This is a genomic window from Oscillospiraceae bacterium NTUH-002-81 (assembly GCA_032620915.1).
In the GTDB taxonomy this organism is placed as follows: Bacteria; Bacillota; Clostridia; order Lachnospirales; family Lachnospiraceae; genus JAGTTR01.
In genome coordinates, this window is record CP136052.1 from 1,148,826 (window position 1) to 1,170,377 (window position 21,552).

At 52.8% G+C, this 21,552-nt stretch carries 19 protein-coding genes, 1 tRNA gene and 1 pseudogene; 17 read left to right on the top strand and 4 right to left on the bottom strand.

Annotated features, from left to right (window positions below):
- The first annotated feature begins 68 nt into the window (after window positions 1-68).
- The 4 genes from RJD28_05470 to RJD28_05485 all read left to right on the top strand — a co-directional run bounded on the left by RJD28_05470 (window position 69) and on the right by RJD28_05485 (window position 5,219).
- Window positions 69-761, top strand: coding sequence for an HD domain-containing protein (locus RJD28_05470; GenBank protein ID WNV58950.1), 693 nt, complete (start codon window positions 69-71; stop codon window positions 759-761).
- A 234-nt stretch (window positions 762-995) separates the two neighbouring features.
- Window positions 996-2,483 (top strand): helix-turn-helix domain-containing protein, encoded by a 1,488-nt coding sequence (locus RJD28_05475; GenBank protein ID WNV58951.1) that lies wholly within the window; start codon window positions 996-998, stop codon window positions 2,481-2,483.
- Window positions 2,461-3,660 (top strand): hypothetical protein, encoded by a 1,200-nt coding sequence (locus RJD28_05480; GenBank protein ID WNV58952.1) that lies wholly within the window; start codon window positions 2,461-2,463, stop codon window positions 3,658-3,660. The genes RJD28_05475 and RJD28_05480 overlap by 23 nt, the downstream gene beginning before the upstream one ends.
- On the top strand, window positions 3,657-5,219 hold the full coding sequence (locus RJD28_05485) for a hypothetical protein (protein WNV58953.1): 1,563 nt from the start codon (window positions 3,657-3,659) through the stop codon (window positions 5,217-5,219). Before RJD28_05480 ends, RJD28_05485 begins: the two co-directional genes overlap by 4 nt.
- A gap of 58 nt (window positions 5,220-5,277) precedes the next feature.
- Here the strand turns inward: RJD28_05485 and RJD28_05490 are convergent.
- Window positions 5,278-6,460 (bottom strand): annotated as a pseudogene (locus tag RJD28_05490) (DUF4317 domain-containing protein).
- A 312-nt stretch (window positions 6,461-6,772) separates the two neighbouring features.
- Between RJD28_05490 and RJD28_05495 the strand changes: the two are divergent.
- The 9 genes from RJD28_05495 (at window position 6,773) to RJD28_05535 (ending at window position 14,838) form a co-directional block, all read left to right on the top strand.
- The gene (locus RJD28_05495) at window positions 6,773-7,075 is read left to right on the top strand and encodes a DUF6110 family protein (GenBank protein ID WNV58954.1); all 303 of its coding nucleotides are present in this window, start codon (window positions 6,773-6,775) and stop codon (window positions 7,073-7,075) included.
- 81 nt (window positions 7,076-7,156) lie between these two features.
- Window positions 7,157-9,241 carry a heavy metal translocating P-type ATPase gene (locus RJD28_05500; protein WNV58955.1) on the top strand — a complete coding sequence of 695 codons (2,085 nt, stop codon included), beginning with the start codon at window positions 7,157-7,159 and terminating at the stop codon, window positions 9,239-9,241.
- A 246-nt stretch (window positions 9,242-9,487) separates the two neighbouring features.
- Window positions 9,488-10,312 carry a tyrosine-protein phosphatase gene (locus tag RJD28_05505; protein WNV58956.1) on the top strand — a complete coding sequence of 275 codons (825 nt, stop codon included), beginning with the start codon at window positions 9,488-9,490 and terminating at the stop codon, window positions 10,310-10,312.
- Between the two features lie 84 nt (window positions 10,313-10,396).
- The gene (locus RJD28_05510) at window positions 10,397-11,119 is read left to right on the top strand and encodes an ATP-binding cassette domain-containing protein (protein ID WNV58957.1); all 723 of its coding nucleotides are present in this window, start codon (window positions 10,397-10,399) and stop codon (window positions 11,117-11,119) included.
- A gap of 2 nt (window positions 11,120-11,121) precedes the next feature.
- Window positions 11,122-12,039 (top strand): SufD family Fe-S cluster assembly protein, encoded by a 918-nt coding sequence (locus tag RJD28_05515; protein WNV58958.1) that lies wholly within the window; start codon window positions 11,122-11,124, stop codon window positions 12,037-12,039.
- Between the two features lie 47 nt (window positions 12,040-12,086).
- Window positions 12,087-13,073, top strand: a complete 987-nt coding sequence (locus tag RJD28_05520) for a diaminopimelate dehydrogenase (protein ID WNV58959.1) — start codon at window positions 12,087-12,089, stop codon at window positions 13,071-13,073.
- Between the two features lie 42 nt (window positions 13,074-13,115).
- Window positions 13,116-13,979 (top strand): YitT family protein, encoded by an 864-nt coding sequence (locus RJD28_05525; protein ID WNV58960.1) that lies wholly within the window; start codon window positions 13,116-13,118, stop codon window positions 13,977-13,979.
- Window positions 13,980-14,040: 61 nt separating this feature from the next.
- A tRNA-Gly gene (locus tag RJD28_05530) sits at window positions 14,041-14,111 on the top strand.
- A 97-nt stretch (window positions 14,112-14,208) separates the two neighbouring features.
- The gene (locus RJD28_05535; GenBank protein ID WNV58961.1) at window positions 14,209-14,838 is read left to right on the top strand and encodes a cytidylate kinase-like family protein; all 630 of its coding nucleotides are present in this window, start codon (window positions 14,209-14,211) and stop codon (window positions 14,836-14,838) included.
- A gap of 63 nt (window positions 14,839-14,901) precedes the next feature.
- Here RJD28_05535 and RJD28_05540 read toward each other — a convergent pair whose 3' ends face one another.
- Window positions 14,902-16,632 carry a S8 family peptidase gene (locus tag RJD28_05540; protein ID WNV58962.1) on the bottom strand — a complete coding sequence of 577 codons (1,731 nt, stop codon included), beginning with the start codon at window positions 16,630-16,632 and terminating at the stop codon, window positions 14,902-14,904.
- Window positions 16,633-16,925: 293 nt separating this feature from the next.
- Between RJD28_05540 and RJD28_05545 the strand changes: the two genes are divergently transcribed.
- The 3 genes from RJD28_05545 to RJD28_05555 all read left to right on the top strand — a co-directional run bounded on the left by RJD28_05545 (window position 16,926) and on the right by RJD28_05555 (window position 19,346).
- Window positions 16,926-17,741, top strand: a complete 816-nt coding sequence (locus RJD28_05545) for a basic amino acid ABC transporter substrate-binding protein (protein WNV58963.1) — start codon at window positions 16,926-16,928, stop codon at window positions 17,739-17,741.
- A gap of 179 nt (window positions 17,742-17,920) precedes the next feature.
- Window positions 17,921-18,610, top strand: a complete 690-nt coding sequence (locus tag RJD28_05550; protein WNV58964.1) for an amino acid ABC transporter permease — start codon at window positions 17,921-17,923, stop codon at window positions 18,608-18,610.
- Window positions 18,600-19,346, top strand: coding sequence for an amino acid ABC transporter ATP-binding protein (locus RJD28_05555; GenBank protein WNV58965.1), 747 nt, complete (start codon window positions 18,600-18,602; stop codon window positions 19,344-19,346). Before RJD28_05550 ends, RJD28_05555 begins: the two co-directional genes overlap by 11 nt.
- A 69-nt stretch (window positions 19,347-19,415) precedes the next feature.
- Here the strand turns inward: RJD28_05555 and RJD28_05560 are convergent, their stop codons facing one another.
- A complete protein-coding gene (locus RJD28_05560) occupies window positions 19,416-19,619 on the bottom strand; it encodes a cold-shock protein (GenBank protein ID WNV58966.1) in 204 nt (67 codons plus the stop codon).
- A gap of 275 nt (window positions 19,620-19,894) precedes the next feature.
- Between RJD28_05560 and RJD28_05565 the strand changes: the two genes are divergently transcribed.
- The gene (locus RJD28_05565) at window positions 19,895-21,037 is read left to right on the top strand and encodes an NlpC/P60 family protein (GenBank protein ID WNV58967.1); all 1,143 of its coding nucleotides are present in this window, start codon (window positions 19,895-19,897) and stop codon (window positions 21,035-21,037) included.
- Between the two features lie 103 nt (window positions 21,038-21,140).
- On the opposite strand, the gene RJD28_05570 is transcribed toward RJD28_05565, so the two are convergent.
- Window positions 21,141-21,527, bottom strand: a complete 387-nt coding sequence (locus RJD28_05570) for a recombinase family protein (GenBank protein WNV58968.1) — start codon at window positions 21,525-21,527, stop codon at window positions 21,141-21,143.
- Window positions 21,528-21,552 lie beyond the last annotated feature (25 nt).

Below are 21,552 nucleotides of genomic sequence, written 5' to 3' on the forward strand. Positions count from 1 at the left end.
CTGTCCTCTCTTTACGTGCATTTTACAGAAAAATGATAGATGAAGGAAGGCATGTTCCTGTATGATAAATGATCAGAGACGAGAGAAAAGGAGAAAAAAGCATCGTGAAGTATAAAGAAATCAGGGAGAATAAGGAAATCAATGCATATCTGAAAAAAGGAGACGCCAATCTGGGCCTGCTGGGCTTTACAGACCATTCCCAGGCGCACTGTGTGCATGTGGCGCATCAGGCAGGGAAGATCCTGGAACGGTTCGGGTATTCCGAGCATGAGATCGAGCTGGCCAAGATCGCCGGATACATGCACGATATCGGTAATGCCATCAACCGGACGCATCATGCGGAGTATGGTGCGCTGCTGGCCAATGACCTTCTGAAAGACACGAACATGTCTCTGGAGGATCGGATCACGGTCATATCAGCCATCGGCAACCACGATGAATCCACGGGAAATCCGGAGGATGTCATATCGGCCGCCCTGATCATTGCGGATAAGACCGATGTGAGGAGAAGCAGGGTGCGGGAAAAAGAGCAGGCCGCCTTTGATATCCATGACCGTGTGAATTATGCGGTGACCGATGCCAAATTAAAGATAGAGAAGGATCGATCGGTGATCGCACTGAATCTGCAGATCGATGAGAAAATCTGTTCCATGTTTGACTATTTTGAAATTTTCCTGGAACGGATGCTGCTGTGCAGAAAGTCCGCAGAGGTTCTGGGGACAACCTTCAAACTGACGGTAAATGGACGAAAGGTTTTATAAAAATGACTTTGCGGGGCGTGTGAAATTTTCACACGTCTTTTTTCGTACACAAAATCCGAAAGAAGCGGCCAATGACAGGGGATGCGGGAAGAAAAGGCGGCCGGCGGCAGGTTGAGACGAATGTCACCTTGCGGGAATGAGACTTTTGTTTATAATAAAATCATAAGATCAGACGTGGCGTCCGTTTACAGGAGAGACGGATGGATATCGATATCAATGGAGTGAACACAGTCAATGAAAATCCGACAGAAAATAACCGGGACAGCCGATGGCCGGGGATACGTGCTCATGGCGGCCCTTGCCTTTTTTCATTTTGTTTTTCTCGGGACAGAGTATCTGTTTGACGATATGATGGCGCTGGTGACAGAACCGACGCAGGTGGTGACTGCCCAGGGGTATGTGCTGGGGGCCAGTGTGCTGGGATTTCTGCTTTATCCGGCAGTGGTATCCGGGATGGAAAGAAAAAGGGAACGTGCGGTGGCTGACCTGCATACGATACGGGGAACCGGCGGGATGCTGCCGGTTTTTGCCGGGGCGCTGGCCGGGATCATCTGCATCTTTGTTATGTGGCAGCATGCCTCGTATGGGATGCTGCTGATCGCCGGATGCCTTTGTTTTATTTTGCTGGGTATGGGCGGAAGTGCGGTACACTATGGCCTGTCACTGGCGGTGAAGGAGCGGTATCTTGCGAAAACAGTGGGTGTTTCCTATGGGGTGGGTATCTGTCTGCAATTTCTGAATCATCAGCTGGTGCAAAATGATATGGCAGAGTCGGTGGTGCTGGCGGTATCTGCTGCGGTGTTTGCCGTGCTTTTGCTGAGAGCAGACATCGGGCAGGAAAGGACAGAGACTCTGGACAGGAGCGTTGGAAATGAAGATATTTCTGCTCGTGCCGGTCTCTGGCTGATCCTGCTGGTGATTTTACTGACGTGTATTTTTTCCACCCTGGATGCGGCGGTGACGCTGGTGCATGCGGCGGGAGCTGCAGATGTGGGGCAGTGGCCGAGACTTTTGCTGGCGGGAAGCGGCCTGCTGGCAGGTGTTCTCTTCGATGGCTGGGAACACCGTGTTGGAAATATGCTCATGTACTGTGTGACGATCTTGTCCGTGCTTTGCATCGTGATCCTGGACAATGGCGGCGCCTTCTGGCTGGGGCTGGCGGTGTTTTATCTGTCAGCGGGATTTTTTGTCGTGTTTTTTACCGCCAGTTTTATGCGGTTATCGAAATATGAAAAATGCCCGCAGCTTTGGGCGGGGCTTGGAAGGGCGGTCAATAATCTGTGTGCTTTCTGGATGGGGCCCATGTCGGTGGCGCTGCTGCGGTCAGACAGGGAGGTGCTGCGGACGGGAACGCTGCTGGTGCTTCTGGTGTTGATCAGCCTGGCCTTTTTCTTCTATACCAATGCCGCAGAGATGGGAAATGCGCCCGGGGAGAGCCGGGAAAACGTCCGGGAGCCTGCGCGGGACGAAGTCCGGCGGATGGAAGCGTTTGCAGAAGATTTTTCCCTGACGGAACGGGAAAAAGAGGTGCTGCGCGTATTGCTGGTGTCGGAGGAAAATGTGCAGGACATTGCGGAGCAGCTGCTCATTTCCCGGGCGGCGCTGTACCGGCATATCGCCAGTCTGAATGAGAAGACCGGAACAAAGTCCCGCATCGGGCTCGTCCAGTTTTATTATACATATCAAGGGAGGACAGGGAATGAGAAAAAGACAGATCAGTAAAATGACAGCACTTCTGCTGGTGGCTGCGCTGTGTGCAGGCTGCGGTAGCGGAGGCGATAACCGGGCTGCATCGGACGGAACGGCGCAGACAGAAGCGGACAACGGACAGGAAGGGACAGCTGTGGATACAGCCGAAAGTACGAAAGCAGACGGCGGCAAGACGGCTGCCGGTGAAAATGCGTATGCAGCTTACCAGGGCTATGCTTATGCGGAAGCAGACGGCCAGGTGAAATATGCGCTGGATACATCAGATGGCCTGCGGCTGTACTGCTATTTTCAGTCGGATTCCCCGGCATATGAAGAGGTCATTTATGATCTGACGCTGGCGGGAGAAGGCGCTTCCACAGATGTGACGAAGGTGGTGCAGGAGCCGGATACGGATCTGACGGATTCTTTTGCCGGATTCCATTTCGCTTTTTATCCGCAGCAGGTGGTGATGACGGTGGAGCGGAAAGAGGAGAAGCTGGCAGGCGGCGAATCGGAAAATCTGCTGACGGGAGAGTATACCCTTGCCCCTTCGGACTGGAAGCCGCAGCAGACCGGAGAGAAGGCCGACGGGCGTTCGGCAGAGGCGGGCACAGAGACGGCGGATTTCATGGCTCCGTATCAGGGCAGGGAACTGGTGGCGCTGGCCCGGGCTTTTTATCAGAGGGAACATGATTTTCTGGCGCCGGAGGGGGCGTGCACCGACAATGGGGATGGCACGACTACCATCCAGCTCTACGAGAATGTACAGATTGATGCAGATACGTGGCACACAGCCACCTCTGCCTGGTACACGGTGGATGCCTATGGCCGGGGCAGAGACGATGTGATGGAGACAGAAGTCACGTTTCCGGGTCTTTCGCTGGCGGAGCTGGCCGCATACATGGGGACACCGGAGACGCTGACCTATGTACAGGAGGCAGAAGGACGAAATGAGTGGAAAATCACAGACGGAGAAACGATCGTTGCCTGCCTGAAAGCGCTGGAGCAGATGAAAGTAGGGGAGAAAACCGACCTTCGCGCGGCGGATGCCGGAGATACGCTGCTTTTTACAATGGCGGACGGAAGTACATGGACGCTGGATTTTGAAAACGGCAATCTGGTGCGGAACGGCAGCTGCTATGCGACTGAGGGCTGGAAGGCCGTTCGGGAGGTACTGAAGGAGGCGCTGGCCGGGGAGGGGATGCAATGAACCTGGGAAGAAAGCGATCACAAGCAGAGGTTGTAACAAAGACAGAAAATCTGTCGGCATCACAGAGGATATTGCGGAAAATCGAGAGGGCATTGATCAGTGGCTGGGAGCTGCGAAAAGCTGTGCTGCTGGCGGGGACAATCTTATCAATGCCGGTGTTTGGGCTGACAGCCTGCGGCAAGGCAGCGGCAGAAACGGCAGGCGCAGATACCCCGGCCGGGGCATGGACGCTGGTTCGCATGTCCTACAATGGCCTGACGGTGGAAAAAGAAGATCTGGAGGATATGGATGTTTCTATGGCATTGCAGCTGCTGGAGGACGGTACAGGAACGATGGACTATGACGGCGTGCTGCGGGAGCTGTCCTGGGATGAAACCGACATCACCATGGACGGTGTGGCAGATGCGTACACGCTGGCAGATGGCCTGCTGACCATGGCCGATGAGAACATGGAGCTGGTATTTGCACGGGCAGCAGGAAATCTGATGGCCGCAGGAACCGACGGAGACGGCGCTGGTGATCAGAATGGCGAAGATGAGGGCGACGACACAACGGGAAGCACAGATCTGGCAGGCAGAACGGGCAATTCCCCGTCTGGAAAGGCCCAAAATGCGATAGAGGACAACTGGACGGTGGTGCCCCTGGCATCGTCCCAGGCGCTGGTGCCCTACAGCTGCACGGAATTTAGCATGAACATTCCCCAGGGGTGGACGGTGCAGTCCTCTCCCATGCTGACCGGGATGTACCATGCCATTCGGGTGTTTGATCCGGCAAACCCGGTGAACCAGGTGTTCTTTATGCTGAAAATGGAGCCGCTGTTTGTCAGTGAGGATGCCCGCACCATGATGGCCCTGTATGGGCAGACCTTTGCCAGTTACCCGGTGCTGACCGATCCGTCAACGGAAGGGCTGTTTCACATATTTCCGCAACTGGCCTATGCCATCGGGAATACGTCCGATTATGACAGCATACAGGTTCCTTCTATAGAAAACTTTTCTGTGACGGAGCAGTTTGCCAGCAGCAGCGGAATGAGCAGCGTGGCTGTCAATCCGGCAGTGCTCCGGGGCACCTTTACGCTGGACGGCATGGCGGGCGAGGGAATGTTTTCGGCAGATGTGGTGCCCTTTGCCATGGATGTTGCCGGATATTATTCAGCCTATAATATCACCGTGCTCAGTGCGGCAAAAGATACGTTTCAGGACTGGGAAGCAACACTGGGAAAAGTGTTAAGCAGCCTGCAGTACACCCAGCAGTTCGTAGACTTTGCCATGTCCCAGAGCAATCAGTCTGCGGCCACCTCTCAATCTCTGAGCCAGACAGCCAGTGAGATGTCGGACACCATCATGTCCTCCTGGGAGAACCGCAATAAAAGTCAGGACATCATCAGCCAGAAGCAGAGCGATGCCACCCTGGGCTATGAGCGGATCGTAGACACCGAGACCGGCAGCATTTACAAGATCGACAACGGATTCACCGACTGGTATACGGGGCCGCGGTACAAAGCTGTCACCGATGACCAGTACACCGACGAGGTGGAGGCGGTGATCCACTGGAAATAAAGAGGGAAACTCCCCCGGCGTACTTTACCATACTTCGGGGGAGTTCGTTTCTTATGGTTTACAGCTCCGTATCACCGTCTGTTTCTTCACTTATGGTTGCTCTCGCAGCTTTCGGCTTCATCGTGCGGGCGTTGATGCCGTTGATCTCCACATGGTCGTCCACGGCGATGACCAGGCACTGGCGGCCGTCGATGATCCGGGTCTCCACCAGATCCGTGCGCTCGGGGTTGACCTGGATGACGATGTCCGGCGTCTTGATCTCAAATTTCTTCGTATTCACCACGTTGGTGGCCAGCAGGGTGGTGTTTTCTCCGGCAGTGTTTGCAAAGCTGTCATCAAAATTTTCCAGCTTTTCCTCGGCAACGCCGCTTTTCTCAAACAGATATCGCACCTCGTCCTTGTCCAGCGCCAGCGGATCGGGCTCGTCCTGATGCTCCTCCATCATTTCGTTGAGATTTTCATGGATGGTGCGCACGGTCTCGTAGGAGCAGTCCTCCCCCCAGGGTGTCCTCAATGAGGGCGTGGAACACTTCCTTCTGCTCGGCGGCGGACACGGGCTGGGGACAGCCGAAGATGGCATCAATGAGGCTGTCGTTTAAAAGCCCCGGATTTTTGGAATAGTACAGGACACTGTGGATGTCGGTGCTGCGGTCGTTGAAGGCCGGGAAAAGGAACCCCAGGTTCGGCAGTCCCACGATCCAGTCCCGGATGCGGTCCTGGAACCGGTTGTCCTGTACGTTGTAGGACAGGCCGGGTTTGCACAGATCTACGGGACAGATGCTGCACAGGATGTAGTCGTACACCTCATCGGAGGCGTCGAACATTTCCATATTGTCGGAAGCTCTGCCCGGAATGTCATAGGCGGCATGGATGAGCAAAATGAGAAAATTTTCCCCATAATCATAGGAAGTGATAATTTTATCATAAAACTGCTCCAGCAGGTCTTCATCAGTGAGTTTGCTGTCCCTGAGCCTCATGAGAAATTCCTGTGTGCCGCCGGTGAATTCGCTGTCCAGCGGAAATTCCATGTTCAGCAGGTTCTTCCCCACTGTGCCGGACAGGGTTTTACGGAAAATATCGAAATATTTAAAGATCTCTTCCTCAGGAAGAGAAAGAAAAGCCTCTTTCAACTCTGTTTTTTTGTTCTTTTCGCCGTCCACGTAACAACCGCACATACGGGTGATGGTGCAGTTGTTGGGCGTAAACTGCTTGCGGATCTCATTGATTTCCTTTTTATTCATGATAAGACACCTCATTTTATGTAGTAATTTTTTATTATATATGATTTGAAAAAATAAAACAAGCGGTTCAAAAATGGAAAATAATGATAAAAAATATCAATAATAAAAGTTAGGTTTGACGAATCGGAAGGTAAGCGCATATGATAGATTTACCAAAGGGAATGGCAATGCAATCCCGTTGGAATTTCATTCATTTACAAGAGGTGATTCCTGATGAAACAGCATAAGTTTTGGGCTTGGGCCACAGTGATCTGTATGGCAATGGTGTTATATACAGGACACCGGCGCAAATAAAAAGGAGGATAAAGAATCATGATTGAAAGTTCAGTACTTAAGAAACTCGGAGTTTTTGCAGGTGGCGTTTTATTTGGTACAGCCGGAATCAAGGTGCTGTCCAGCAAGGATGCAAAGAAAGTTTACACAGGCTGCACAGCTGCCGTTCTTCGCGCAAAGGATTGTGTCATGAAGACAGCATCTACTGTACAGGAGAACGCTGAGGACATCCTCGCTGAGGCAAAGCAGATCAATGAAGAGCGTGCCAAGAAGGAAGAGGAAGTTTTCGAGGACGAGGCTTGCTGCTGCGAATCTGAGACAGAGACAACAGAGGCTGAATAAGTTGCAGGACAGGGTGCCGCGGATCGAACCATATGAGGAGAACCGGGGCGCCCTCCTTTTTGCACAGGAGGAAGGATTTATATGAGATTTCAGATAAAGCATGAGATGCGGGGCAGACTTCGTATCCATGTGATCAAAAGCCGTATGACCTGTGAAGAGGCAGATATGCTGCAGTATTATTTGACACAGATCGAAGGCGTGGAGCAGGCGAAGGTGTATGAGCGGACCGGGGATGCGTCCGTTGTATATACCACAGACCGGCAGGTATTGTTAGAGAAGCTGCAGCAGTTCCGTTTCGACAGTTCGCTGGTACCTAAGGAGTATCTGGCGCACTCGGGCCGGGAACTGAACTCCGCTTATCAGGAAAAGCTGGTCATGAAGGTCGTTCTGCGTTATGCAGGAAAATTATTTGTGCCGTATTCCATCCGGGCCGTGTGGACTGCCATCAAGTCCGTGAAATATCTGAAGCACGGGGTACAGACGCTGGCCAAGGGCCGTCTGGAGGTACCGGTACTGGATGCGACCGCCATCGGGGTATCCGTATTCCGCGGCGATATGAAGACCGCAGGCTCTATCATGTTCCTGCTTGGCATCGGTGAGATCCTGGAGGAGTGGACCCACAAGAAATCTGTCAGCGATCTGGCGAGAAGCATGTCCCTGCGTGTAGGCAAGGTATGGCTGAAAACAGAGGGACAGGAGGTACTGGTGGATTCTTCCAAGGTACAGGCCGGTGATTCTGTCATCGTACACATGGGCAATGTGATCCCCTTCGACGGCATCGTGGAAGCGGGCGAGGCTATGGTCAACCAGGCATCCATGACCGGCGAGTCCCTGCCGGTACACAAGGTTTTGGACAGCTATGTTTATGCAGGTACCGTTGTGGAAGAGGGCGAGATCACCATTCGCTTGAAACAGACGTCCGGTTCTACCCGTTATGAGAAGATCGTGTCCATGATCGAGGAGTCCGAGAAGCTGAAATCCGGTCTGGAGAGCAAGGCCGAGCATCTGGCAGACCGCCTCGTACCTTACACCCTGCTGGGCACTGGCCTGGTATATCTGCTGACAAGAAATGCAACCCGGGCACTGTCCGTGCTGATGGTAGATTTCTCCTGCGCACTGAAGCTGGCTATGCCGATCTCGGTACTGTCCGCCATCCGTGAGGCAGGCAGCCATCATATGACGGTCAAGGGCGGCAAATTCTTGGAGGCAGTTGCCGCAGCTGATACCATCGTATTTGACAAGACCGGCACCCTGACCAAGGCGCGTCCGACCGTAAAAGAGGTTGTACCGTTCAACGGAAGAAAAGAGGCAGATATGCTCCGTGTGGCTGCCTGCCTGGAGGAGCATTTCCCGCACTCTATGGCAAAGGCTGTGGTAAAGGCAGCCCAGGATCAGAACCTGGAGCATGAGGAAATGCATTCCAAGGTGGAATATATCGTGGCACACGGCATTGCATCCACCATTCAGGAGAAACGGGTTGTCATCGGCAGCTACCACTTTGTATTCGAGGATGAGAACTGCGTGATCTCGACAGGGGAGCAGGAGAAGTTTGACAGCCTGTCACCGGAGATTTCTCATCTGTATCTGGCCATTGAAGGTGTCCTTTCTGCGGTCATCGGTATTGAGGATCCCCTGCGTGAGGAGGCACCGGCTGTGCTGGCAGCCCTGAAGGCAGCTGGCATCACCAAGACAGTCATGATGACCGGCGACAGCGAGCGGACCGCTGCAGCTGTGGCAGCAAAGATCGGTGTGGATGAGTATCATGCAGAGGTACTGCCGGAGGATAAGGCCAACTTCATCGAGGCAGAGAAGGCAGCAGGCCGTACCGTCATCATGATCGGCGACGGCATCAACGATTCCCCGGCACTGTCTGCGGCAGATGTGGGAATCGCAGTCAGCGACGGCGCAGAGATCGCCCGTGAGATCGCGGACATCACCATCACTGCGGATGATCTGCAGGAGCTGGTAACGCTGAAAGAACTGAGTGCCGGACTGATGAAGCGGATCCACGGCAACTACCGGAAGATTGTGGGCATCAACACGACGCTGATCGTGCTGGGCGCTATGGGTATCCTCACACCGTCCACCTCTGCCCTGCTGCACAACATGTCCACACTGGGCATCAGTCTGAAGAGCATGGAGAATCTGCTGCCGGAGACACTGTAAGAGGCAGATCTGGAAAAGATTATTGTAAATATCGTGATACGGATAAAAGGCGCTGCCGGGAATGGAAGAAAGCTTCCTCCCGGGGCGCTTTTTGTATCACAGGAACCGGTTGCCAGGAAGAAGAAATTCTTCTATAATAGATACATCACGATACCGGGGGCAAAAGGCTTACATCTATGTGAGCCTGCTCATCGTTGATATCATCACCTATGCATAGAGAAAAGCAAGACAGAACGGAGAATATATATGAGTCATAAACAGGATGAAAACGGAAAAATCTTGCTGGAAGGGATTCCCAATGCCCGGGATCTGGGCGTATATAAGACAAAGGACGGACATCAGATCAAACCCCGCCGGCTGATCCGCAGCGGCTGTCTGACGGGAATGACCGAGGCGGATACGAAGATTCTGACAGAGGATTATGAGCTGCGGGCGATCGTGGATTTCCGGACGGCAGCGGAACTGTCAGAAAAGCCGGATCCGACGCTTCCCGGTGTGACCTATATGCACAATCCGATTTTAAATGAGGCGCAGATGGGCATGACCCATGAGGAAAAAGCGGAGAACAAGGGACTGCTGGATTTTCTCGTGGAGCTCATTCAGACTGGAGAAAACGGGCCGGAGCAGTTCATGTCCGATCTGTACGCCCAGCTGGTGCTGCATGAGGAAACAGTTCGACGTTATCGGACATTTTTCGACGCTGTTTTAAACAACCGGGAGGGCGCATTGCTGTGGCACTGCTCCGCAGGCAAGGACCGGGCGGGCATGGGCGCGGTATACCTGCTGTGGGCGCTGGGCGTATCGGAACCGGTGATCCGGGCAGACTATCTTCTGACGGACCGGTATCTGGAGAAAAACTTAAACCGGATGATCGCCCATCTGGCGGAAACCGTACCGGATGAGAAGGTGTTAAATGGCGTGCGGATCATGAACACGGCCAGAGAGAGCTACCTGAACCGGCTGTATGCGGAAGTGGATCGGCATTATGGCTCCATGGATGCTTTTTTGCGGGAGGGACTTGGCCTTGGAGAGGAAGAAAAGCGGGAATTACGGGAAAACTACCTGGAATAGCGCAGGAGAGCACATATTTTCATTTGATTTCCTATTAGATTGTGGTAGAATAAGGTGAATTCAGGAAAACGGAGGAGAAAGGGTATGCTTGAACTCAAGAACGTCTCCTATGAGGTCAATGAAGACCAACGGGAGATCGAAATATTAAAGAACATTAATCTGAAAATAGAAGAGCGGTTTGTGGCCATCACCGGCCCCAACGGCGGCGGCAAATCCACACTGGCAAAGATCATTGCCGGTATTCTGGTGCCGACTTCCGGCCAGATCCTTCTGGACGGCGAGGATATCACAGGCATGAATATCACGGAGCGTGCCAAGGCAGGCATCAGCTTTGCCTTCCAGCAGCCGGTGCGGTTCAAGGGCATCACAGTGCGGGATCTGATCACCCTGGCAGCAGGGAAGAATCTGACGACGGCGGAGGCCTGTTCTTATCTGTCAGAGGTGGGCCTGTGTGCGCAGGAGTACATCAACCGGGAAGTGAACGCCAGCCTGTCCGGCGGAGAGCTGAAACGGATCGAGATCGCCATGGTCATTGCTAGAGGCACGAAGCTGTCCGTATTTGACGAGCCGGAAGCCGGCATCGATCTGTGGAGCTTCAATAACCTCATTCAGGTATTTGAGAAGCTTCATGAGGATGTCCACGGTTCGATCTTGATCATTTCCCATCAGGAGCGGATCTTAAATATCGCTGACCGCATTGTGGTCATCGCAGACGGCCGGATCAGCAAGACCGGAACGAAGGATGAGATTTTGCCGGAACTCTTATGTGAGCCCGGAAGCTGCAAATTTTACAAAGGAGAGAAGTAGACATGGATGCAATACAGTTAGGATTACTGGAACAGGTCGCAGATCTTCACGGCGTTCCGGAGGGTGCTTATAATATCCGTTCCAATGGCCAGGGAATCGCAAGAAATTCCACAGCTAACATTGAGATCGCGCCGAAGCAGGACAAGCCCGGCATTGATATCATTATCAAGCCTGGCACAAAGAAAGAGAGCGTCCACATTCCCGTTGTGCTCAGCCAGTCGGGACTGAAGGATATGGTATACAATGATTTTTATGTGGGAGAGGACGCAGATGTGGTCATCGTGGCAGGCTGCGGCATCCACAATGACGGCGGTGCGGATTCCCAGCACGACGGTATTCACCGCTTTTTCCTCGGAAAGAATGCCCGGGTAAAATATATCGAGAAGCATTATGGGGAAGGCACCGGTACCGGCGAGCGGATCCTCAACCCGGTGACGGAGGTTACCCTGGATGAGGGCAGCTACATGGAGATGGAGACCGTGCAGATCAAGGGTGTCAACTCCACCATCCGCACCACGAGAGGAAAGCTGGCTGCAGATGCCAAGCTGATCATTCATGAGAAGATCATGACAGACGGCGCCCAGACGGCAGAGACAGACTTCGAGGTGGATCTGGATGGGGAGAATTCCAGCGCCGATGTGGTATCCCGTTCAGTTGCCAGAGGAACATCTCACCAGTTATTCAAGTCAAAGATCAACGGCAACAATGTCTGTTCAGGACACACGGAGTGTGACGCTATCATCATGGATCATGCCAGCGTCAGCGCCGTACCGCAGCTGACAGCCAACAGCACCGAGGCCAGTCTGATTCATGAGGCTGCCATCGGAAAGATCGCAGGAGAGCAGCTGATCAAGCTGATGACCCTGGGACTGACCGAGGAAGAGGCTGAGGCACAGATCATCAACGGCTTCCTGAAATAAGACAACTATTTTATAGAAGAAACACAGACAGGAAAGGAAGAATAACAATGAGTATCAGATTAGGAATTATGGGTTACGGAAATCTCGGAAGAGGCATTGAGTGTGCCATCCGGCAGAATGCAGACATGGAGCTTGTGGCAGTATTTACCAGAAGAGATCCGAAGAGCCTGCACATCCAGACACCGGGCGTGCCGGTATATGCGGCAGAGGATGCGGTGAAGATGGCAGATAAGATCGATGTACTGCTTCTGTGCGGCGGCAGTGCCACCGACCTTCCGAAGCAGACGCCGGAATATGCGAAATATTTCAACGTAGTGGACAGCTTCGACACCCATGCAAGAATTCCGGAGCATTTTGCCAATGTAGATGCAGCAGCGAAAGAGAGCGGCCATGTGGCGCTCATTTCCGCAGGCTGGGATCCGGGCCTGTTCTCCCTGAACCGTCTGTATGCCAATGCCATCCTGCCGGAGGGCAAGGATTATACGTTCTGGGGCAAGGGCGTCAGCCAGGGACATTCCGATGCGATCCGCCGGATCAAGGGTGTCAAGAATGCCAAGCAGTACACCATCCCGGTGGAAAAGGCCCTGGAAGCTGTGAGAAACGGAGAGAATCCGGATCTGACAACGAGAGAAAAACATACGAGAGAGTGCTTTGTTGTGGCTGAGGAGGGCGCAGACCTGGCAGCCATCGAAAAAGAGATCGTGACCATGCCCAACTATTTCGCTGATTATGACACCACCGTGCATTTTATCAGCGAGGAAGAGTTTGCAAGAGACCACAGCACCATCCCTCACGGCGGCTTTGTCATCAGAAGCGGCAGAACCGGATGGGAGAAAGAGAATTCTCATATCATCGAGTACAGCCTGAAGCTGGATTCCAACCCGGAGTTCACCTCCAGTGTGCTGGTGGCTTACGCGAGAGCCGTTGCACGCCTGCACGCAGAGGGCCAGACCGGCTGCAGAAGCGTTTTCGATATCGCACCGGCTTATCTGTCTGCCAAGACAGGAGAGGAGCTTCGCGCTACCCTGCTGTAAGCGGTTGCGTGACTGAGAATATCTCCGAAAACAGGAGGGTTTATGAAGAAAGTTTTGATAGGGGAAGATGTGAAACGGACGCTGATGGTAGTGGCAGCTTCGGTATTCAGTGCGTGGAATATCAATACTTTTGTGCATGCAGCAGGGCTTCTGCCCGGTGGATTTACGGGTCTTTCCCTGCTGCTGCAGGAGTGCTTTGCGGCGTTCCTGCATCTGGCAGTGCCTTATTCTGCCATCAACGTCATTCTGAACTGCATTCCGGCAGCCATCAGCTTTAAGTTTATCGGGAAGAAATTCACCGGTTTTTCGGTGCTGTCCATCGTGCTCACCGGCCTGCTGGTGGATATGCTGCCGTCGGCGCCGGTGACGGATGAGGTGCTGCTGAACGCCATTTTCGGCGGCATCATCAATGGTCTGTGCATCACCATCTGCCTGAAAGCCGATGCCACCACGGGAGGGACGGATTTTATTTCCATCTTCCTGTCGGAGCGGTACGGCATTGATGCCTGGAATTATATCATGATGATCAACGTGTGTATCCTTTTGGTGGCGGGGGCCCTGTTTGGCTGGACGAAAGCGATGTATTCCATTATTTTCCAGTTTACCTCCACCCAGGTACTCCACGGCCTGTACCGCAGATACCAGAAGGAGACACTGTTCGTCATCACTGAGTGGCCGGATGAAGTATATCAGGCAATTCGGGATACGACCAATCACGATGCCACTCTGTTCAAGGGCATCGGCCTGTATCTGTACAAACCCAGGAAGATGGTATATTCCGTTGTTTCCCGGGAGGAGGCGCGCAAGGTTGTGGCGGCCATCCGCAAGGTAGATCCCAAGGCGTTCATCAATATGGTGAATACCGATCAGGTGACCGGACGGTTTTACCAGAAACCAAAGGATTAAAAAAATTGGTGAAAAATAAGGGCTACACAAATAAAGCAGACTGTGCTATAATACTTCTCATGCAGATATAGTTCATCGGTAGAACGCTAGCTTCCCAAGCTGGAGAGACGGGTTCGATTCCCGCTATCTGCTTGAGGCGTACCCGGAAGTACTGAAAGAACAAGGCAGTATTTCCGGGGTTTTTTATTAAATTAAAAATCAAAACAGACAATGAAGGAGGACACAGAATATGAACAACTTTGTGGTAGCGATTACAAGAACGTGCGGAAGCGGCGGTATGAGCATCGGCCAGCTGCTTGCGGACCATTATGGCGTGAATATTTATGACCGGAAGCTTCTGCAGCTTGCTTCAGAGGACAGCGGCATCAGTGAGGAGCTGTTTGCCAGCGCGGATGAGAATGTGAAGAAGAGCATGCTGTACAAGGTTTCCAGAAAGGTATATACCGGTGAGATCATTCCTCCGGAGAGTGAGAACTTCACATCGAACCAGAATCTGTTTGCGTTCCAGGCCAAGGTGCTCAAGGAGCTGGCAGAGCGGGAGTCCTATGTGGTGATCGGCCGTGCAGCCGACTATGTGCTGAAGGATTTCCACAACCTGATCCGTGTGTATATCCATGCACCGAAGGATATCTGCATCGAGCGGGAGATGAAGCGCCAGGGCATCACCGAGCATGAGGCATCCGCCTATGTGGAGAAGATGGACAATTACCGGGAGGCATACTATACCTACCACACCGGCCATGTGTGGAGAGATGCCAACAACTATGATCTGTGCCTGGATACATCCAAGTTTACCTATGAGGAATCTGCGGAGATCATCAAGAGCCTGATCCGCATCCATGCCGGAATTGACAAGTAAAAGGCGAAGTAATCCATACAGCAAAAGCAGAGACGGGAGTGAGAGGCATTCCCGTCTCTTTTTTTAAAACAATGTGGAAAATGTATGGTACAGGTTAAGAATGCCGTAGCCCCATTCCCGGTTGGGATAGGTAAGATCTGTGGAGCGTCTGGCACTGCGGATGAAGAAATTTTTGACGCCCAGGCCGTTGAGGGAGGGGGCATTTTGCCGGATGATGGCCCACTCGAAAAACAGGGCGGCAGCCCCGGCTCCGTGGGCGGCGGCCAGACTGGTGCCGGAGCGCTCCTGGAACCTTCCGCCCGGCAGCGGTCCGATGAGTCCGACACCCGGTGCAGCCAGATCCGGCTTGATGGACATGATGGGGGTGAAGCCCCGGCTGGCTTCCAGGTAGAGACTGGAATTGCGGTAATCGTAAGCGGTGTAGGTGATGGACGACAGGGAACTGCCCGGGCTGGCGACGGTCTGCAGCGGTGTGGAGCGCAGAAAATAGGTGTTTTCCCGGACAAGCCCCCGGGCGGGCAGCCACAGGTCATAAAACACCTCCGCCTGGGTGTCGGTGGTGACAGTGATCCGCCAAAGACCGGACTCGGGGGTAAGAAATCGGAGAAAGAGCATCTGGGCGCCGGACTGGGGATCCAGCGGGATCGTGGTGACGTAGATGGCAGACTGGGTGAAAATGTAACGGATGGTGGTGGAGGACTGGAACCGGGACGGGGTGATGCGGGCAGACTCACCGGAGGGGGACTGCAGGGTGACCTGATACGGGGCGAGGGAGCGGCCCCACAGCTCCATGGAAAATCCGGTCTCACCCTCTGCCACCCGAAGCTCGGCGATATCCTCTTTCTTCTCCGGCGTGTGGACGCCCCGGTAATGATGCCGGGCGTTCCCTTCGTTTCCGGCGGCGATGGAGATACACACGGCAAACTGCCGGGCGATCCGGTCGGCGTACTGGGACAGGGGACTGGTACCGCTGTGACTTCCCAGGCTGGTGCCAAGGCCGATGCACAGGCTGACCGGCAGGGTATCCATCTGGCCGGAGCAGGAAAGTACAAAGGAAATGGCCAGCATGATATCGTCCTCCTGATAGACATCGGCATCCGCAGGCAGAAGAAACAGCTCCCGCAGGTATTGTTTGGCCGTTTTGAGCCGGACAACGATCAGAGAAGCATCCGGTGCCACACCCCGGAAATTGTCGGTGCTGCTTTCTTTTCCGGCGGCGATGCCGGCTAGAAAGGTGCCGTGTCCGGTGGGATCTGCGGAGGGCACAACAGAGAGGGGATCCCCGGCTGTCAGCGCCCGGTTGATCTCTGCGGCGGAGAAAACCGCGCCGTAGGGGACCGAAGGATATCTGGGATCTGCATGGGTTTCGGTCAGCGCCTGATCCCACAGCCAGGCAATCCGTGTCGTGCCGTCGCTGTTTCGGAACACCGGCAGAGTGTAGTCGATGCCGGAATCGATGATGGCAACCGCAGTGCCCCGGCCTGTCAGCGACAGATACGGATGGTTTGCCAGACGGGTAATGCCGGAGCTGTCAAGGCTTGGCAGATCCATGGCCGTATAGCATTTGGGAATGGCACTGTAATCGGAGGCGGAAACGGTGTCCGGCATCAGGTAGGTGCGGGGCACGTAGAGTACGGCGTACCGGTCATCAATGACAGAGATGGCATGGGGTATGGAAGGGGCGGGGAGCCGGTCGGGGGTGTTGCGGTATTCTATGATAAAGTCTGCATAATTTTCATCCTGGGCCGGGGGAAGAGATGGGGTGTCTGTGAAGGAAGAAAATGCGTCTGGCATGGGTATTTTCCTGATTTATACATTTTTTATAAATATATGCACAGTTCATTCACATCATTCACAAAAACGCATCTGCGATGCTTTCCGCTACTGCGCAGCTCATTTTTGCTCATAAGAAGGCGCTCCCTACAAAGATTTTCACAGACAGATTTTCATGCGAACCTGAAATCTGCCTGCATAAATCTTTGTGTGAACTGTGATGTATAAAAATGCTTGATTTTTGTATAAAATGTGTTTATAATAAGAGAAACAGGATCCGGCGGGGGACGCCGGTTGAGAGAGGAGAGGTATATATGAAAAAGAAAGTAGTGGCACTGATGATGGCCTGTGCAGTTGCTGTATCTATGGCAGCCTGCGGACAGAAGGCAGCAGAGGATACAACTGCTGCAGAAGAGAAAGCAGATGAAACAGCGGATGCGACAGAAGAGACCGCCGATGACGCGGCAGCAGGCGGCACCCTGGTGATGGCAACCAATGCAGAGTTTCCGCCTTATGAATATCATGACGGCGGTGAGATCGTTGGTATCGATGCAGATATCGCAGCAGCCATCGCAGAGCAGTTAGGCATGGAGCTGAAGATTGAGGACATGGCATTTGATTCTATTATCATGGCAGTGAATTCCGGCAAAGCGGATGTGGGAATTGCGGGCATGACTGTGACAGAGGATCGTCTGGAGAATGTAAATTTCTCTGATCCCTATGCAACTTCCTCTCAGGTGATCATTGTTACCGGGGACAGCGAGATTGGTTCCAGTGACGATCTGTCCGGTAAGAAGATCGGTGTACAGCTGGGCACCACAGGCGACATCCTGGCAGATGATGTGGAAGGCGCAACCGTAGAGCGTTATAACAAGGGGTTTGAAGCTGTTCAGGCACTTTCCCAGGGAAAGATCGATGCGGTGATCATTGACCGTCAGCCGGCACAGGTGTTTGTGGATGAGAACGAGGGACTGAAGATCCTGGATGAGGCATTCGCAGAGGAAGAGTATGCCATTGCCGTTGCCAAGGACAATACAGAGCTGCTTGACAAGGTGAACGCAGCACTTGGTGAGTTGAAGGAATCCGGCAAGCTGGATGAGATCATCGGAAAGTACATCAGCGCAGAATAATCCATCGAAGAAGATATGCAGCCGACCCTCCACGCGTGACATCTGCATGTATGGCGCGTCCGGAGACGTCGGCTGTTCTGCTGTGTGGAAAAAGAGTCTGCGTGTGAAGAACAGATGCTTTTGTATGTAGCAGAGCAGTCGGTAGTAGACAGGAGAGAAAAAATAAGGGGGATGAGGGAATGGAAGCTTTTCTGAATGCGTTTTACAAAAATTTCATCAAAGATGACCGATGGAAATATATCACCAATGGTCTGGGGGTGACCCTGAAGGTAACCTTTTTTGCCGTACTCATCGGTATTGTACTGGGATTTCTGGTGGGAATCATCCGTTCCACCCATGAGCGGACGGGGAAATTCAGGTTGCTGAATGCCATCTGTAAGGTGTATCTGACTGTGATCCGGGGAACCCCGGTGGTGGTACAGCTGCTGATCATTTATTTCGTTATTTTTGCATCCACAGATGTGAGCAAGGTATTTGCGGCGATCATGGCTTTTGGTATCAACTCGGGCGCTTATGTGGCGGAGATCTGCCGAAGCGGTATCATGTCCATTGACATCGGGCAGCTGGAGGCCGGGAGAAGTCTGGGCTTTTCCTATGGCCGGACGATGTGGTATATCATTTTGCCCCAGGCGTTTAAAAATGTGCTGCCGGCACTGGGCAACGAGTTTATCGTGCTTTTGAAGGAAACATCTGTGGCCGGATATATTGCCCTGGAGGATCTGACCAAAGGCGGCGATATCATCCGCAGCCGTACCTATGATGCGTTTTTCCCGCTGATGGCGGTTGCTGCCATTTATCTGATCATGGTGGTAGTATTCAGCCACTTTGTGACGCTGCTGGAGAGGAGGCTGAAGAAGAGTGAGCGATAAGTATAACGGACCGCTGATCCGGGCGGTAAATGTAAAGAAAAATTTCGGCGACCAGGAGGTGCTCAAGGGCATCGATCTGGAGGTCAATGAAGGGGACGTGGTGGTGATCATCGGGCCGTCCGGCTCCGGTAAAAGTACCTTTCTGCGCTGCCTGAACCTGCTGGAGGTTCCTACGGATGGCCATATTTTATTTGAAGGAACGGATATTACAGACAAGAAAGTAAATATCGACCTGCACCGGCAGAAGGTGGGCATGGTGTTCCAGCATTTCAATCTGTTCCCCCATATGAACGTGATGAAAAATCTGACCTTGGGCCCCATCAAGCTGCAGGGCAAGAAGCCGGAGGAGGCAGAGAAGGAAGCCATGGAGCTTTTGAAGCTGGTAGGTCTTGCGGACCGGGCGGATGCATATCCCAACCAGCTGTCCGGTGGACAGAAGCAGCGAATCGCTATCGTCCGGGCGCTGTGCATGAAGCCGGAGGTGCTGTTGTTCGATGAGCCCACCTCGGCGCTGGATCCGGAGATGGTAGGCGAGGTGCTGAACGTGATGCGGGATCTGGCCAGAAGCGGCATGACGATGATCGTGGTCACCCATGAGATGGGATTTGCCAGAGAGGTGGCAAACCGGGTCGTATTCATGGACGAGGGAATTCTCATGGAAGAAAATACACCGGAAGAATTTTTCAGCCATCCGAAAAATGAGCGGCTGCAGTCGTTTTTAAGCAAGGTGTTATAATAACAAAAAAGTGGGGCGGGAATCGGTTGATTCCTGCCCCAATCTTATCTTTGGAAATGTGTGCAGTGATTAGCAAACAACAACGTTGACTGCCTGCATGCCCTTCTGTCCTTCGGCGAGATCGAAGGTTACCTGCTGACCCTCTTCCAGAGTCTTAAATCCGTTGGCAACGATGCCGGAAAAGTGAACGAATACTTCCTGGCCGTTCTCGGAATCGGTGATGAAGCCATAGCCTTTAGTTGCGTTGAACCATTTCACTGTACCTTTATTCATAGTAAAGATACCTCCTTTGATAAATTTAATGCGTATTTCAAGTAGGACTGAAAAAGAAAAAACGCATATAAGTAGGTCACGAATTAATTACTGACTTACATAATATGCGCATCAAAATCAACTGCTAAAATACTAACCTAAAGATAGCATATGCAAAAGACAGCGTCAAGAACAAATGAAAATAATTTGTGAATTTTTAGATTTATCCATTGAAAGAACACGGGGTTAAAGTTATAATAATAGGACATGAAAATTTAAAACAAAGGGTGGAATGCATGAAGAAAAGAATCCGTCTGCTGGCAGCGGCCCTGGCAGCATCTATGATGATACAGACACCGGTGTATGCGTCCAGCGTCAAGGATATGCAGAATCAGAAAAATAAGACGCAGCAGGAATTGAATAAAGTCAACGAGAATATTTCCAATCTGCAGAAGAATTCCCGGCAGACCCAGAATGAGATCAATGAACTGGACTCCGAGCTGGTCTCTCTTCTGGCAGATCTGGATATTCTGGAACAGGATATTACGAATAAAGAAGCGGAGATCGAACAGGCACAGAAGGATTATGATGCGGCCAAGGCACAGGAAGACAAGCAGTACGAGGATATGAAGCTCCGGATCCAGTACATGTATGAGAAGGGCGAGACGAGTTACGTGGAGCTTCTGCTTCAGGCGCAGAGTATTGCAGACTGGATCAACAAGGCTGATTATGCCCAGCAGGTATACTCCTATGACCGGGATATGCTCATCAATTATCAGGCAATCCGGCAGCAGGTGGCTGATCTGCAGGTACAGCTGGATGAGGATAAGGAAGAACTGCTGGAGATTGAGGCCAGCTACAAAGAGCAGCAGGCGTCCCTGGAGGCGATGATTGCAGAGAAGAAGAAGAAGGTGGCCAACTTTGAAAGCCAGCTGGCCAATGCCAAGAAGGAAGCAGCCAATTTAAAGAAGAAGATCGAGACGCAGAACAGTGAGATCAAGAAGGCGCAGGCGAAGGCAGCCGCCTCTACCACCAAAAGCGGCAGCTCTTCTTCGGGTTCCGGTTCTGTCAGCATTGGCAGCGGCGGAGGCGGCAGCGCTGCCGGAAACAGCATTGCCGGCTATGCCTGCCAGTTTGTGGGTAATCCATATGTATGGGGCGGTACCAGCCTGACCAACGGTGCAGACTGCTCCGGCTTTACCATGTCGGTATTTGCCCATTTCGGCATTTCCCTGCCCCACTCCTCGGGCGGTCAGGCTTCCGGCGGAAGGTCCGTGTCCTATGCGGATGCACAGCCCGGTGATATCATCTGTTATCCCGGCCATGTGGCGATCTATCTGGGCGGCGGGCGGATCGTTCACGCCAGCACGGCCAAGACAGGGATCAAATACGGCAATGCGACCTACCGTACCATTACAGCCATCAAGAGATACTACTAAAACTTCCGGTGTCAGAAAAAAGAAAGAAGAAAAGGCCCTGATGAGCAGGAACCTTTTCTTCTTTTTAAAATCAGGATGTTCTGTCTGTCGGAGCAAAGATCGCTTATCTGGTTTCTTTGCTGCTGTCTCGGGCAGCCAGCAGGATGTCCATGAGACTTTTGTCGGAGGGTGCTTCTGCACTCAGGAACCGGACCCCGTGTGCCGGGAAGATTTCCTCGATGTATGTGGTGCTCACAGAGGAACGGCGGCAGATGCGGGAGGCATCCTGTGCGATGACCGCCTCAATGAGACCGTTTTCCATATCGGCCATCAGCTCGTTGAAGGCCGGGCGGTCCATGGTAAGGCCGCTGACACCGCTGTCCACATAGAAGCGGGTGTTGGAAAGACCGTTGTCGCAGGCAGTCTGAAGAAGCAGGGCTTTCTGCTCCTCAATGATCTCGGGAACATCGCCGTAGGCGAACCGACAGTAAAGGGCTGTGATTTTATCCATTGATCTGTACCTCGTTTCATATTGT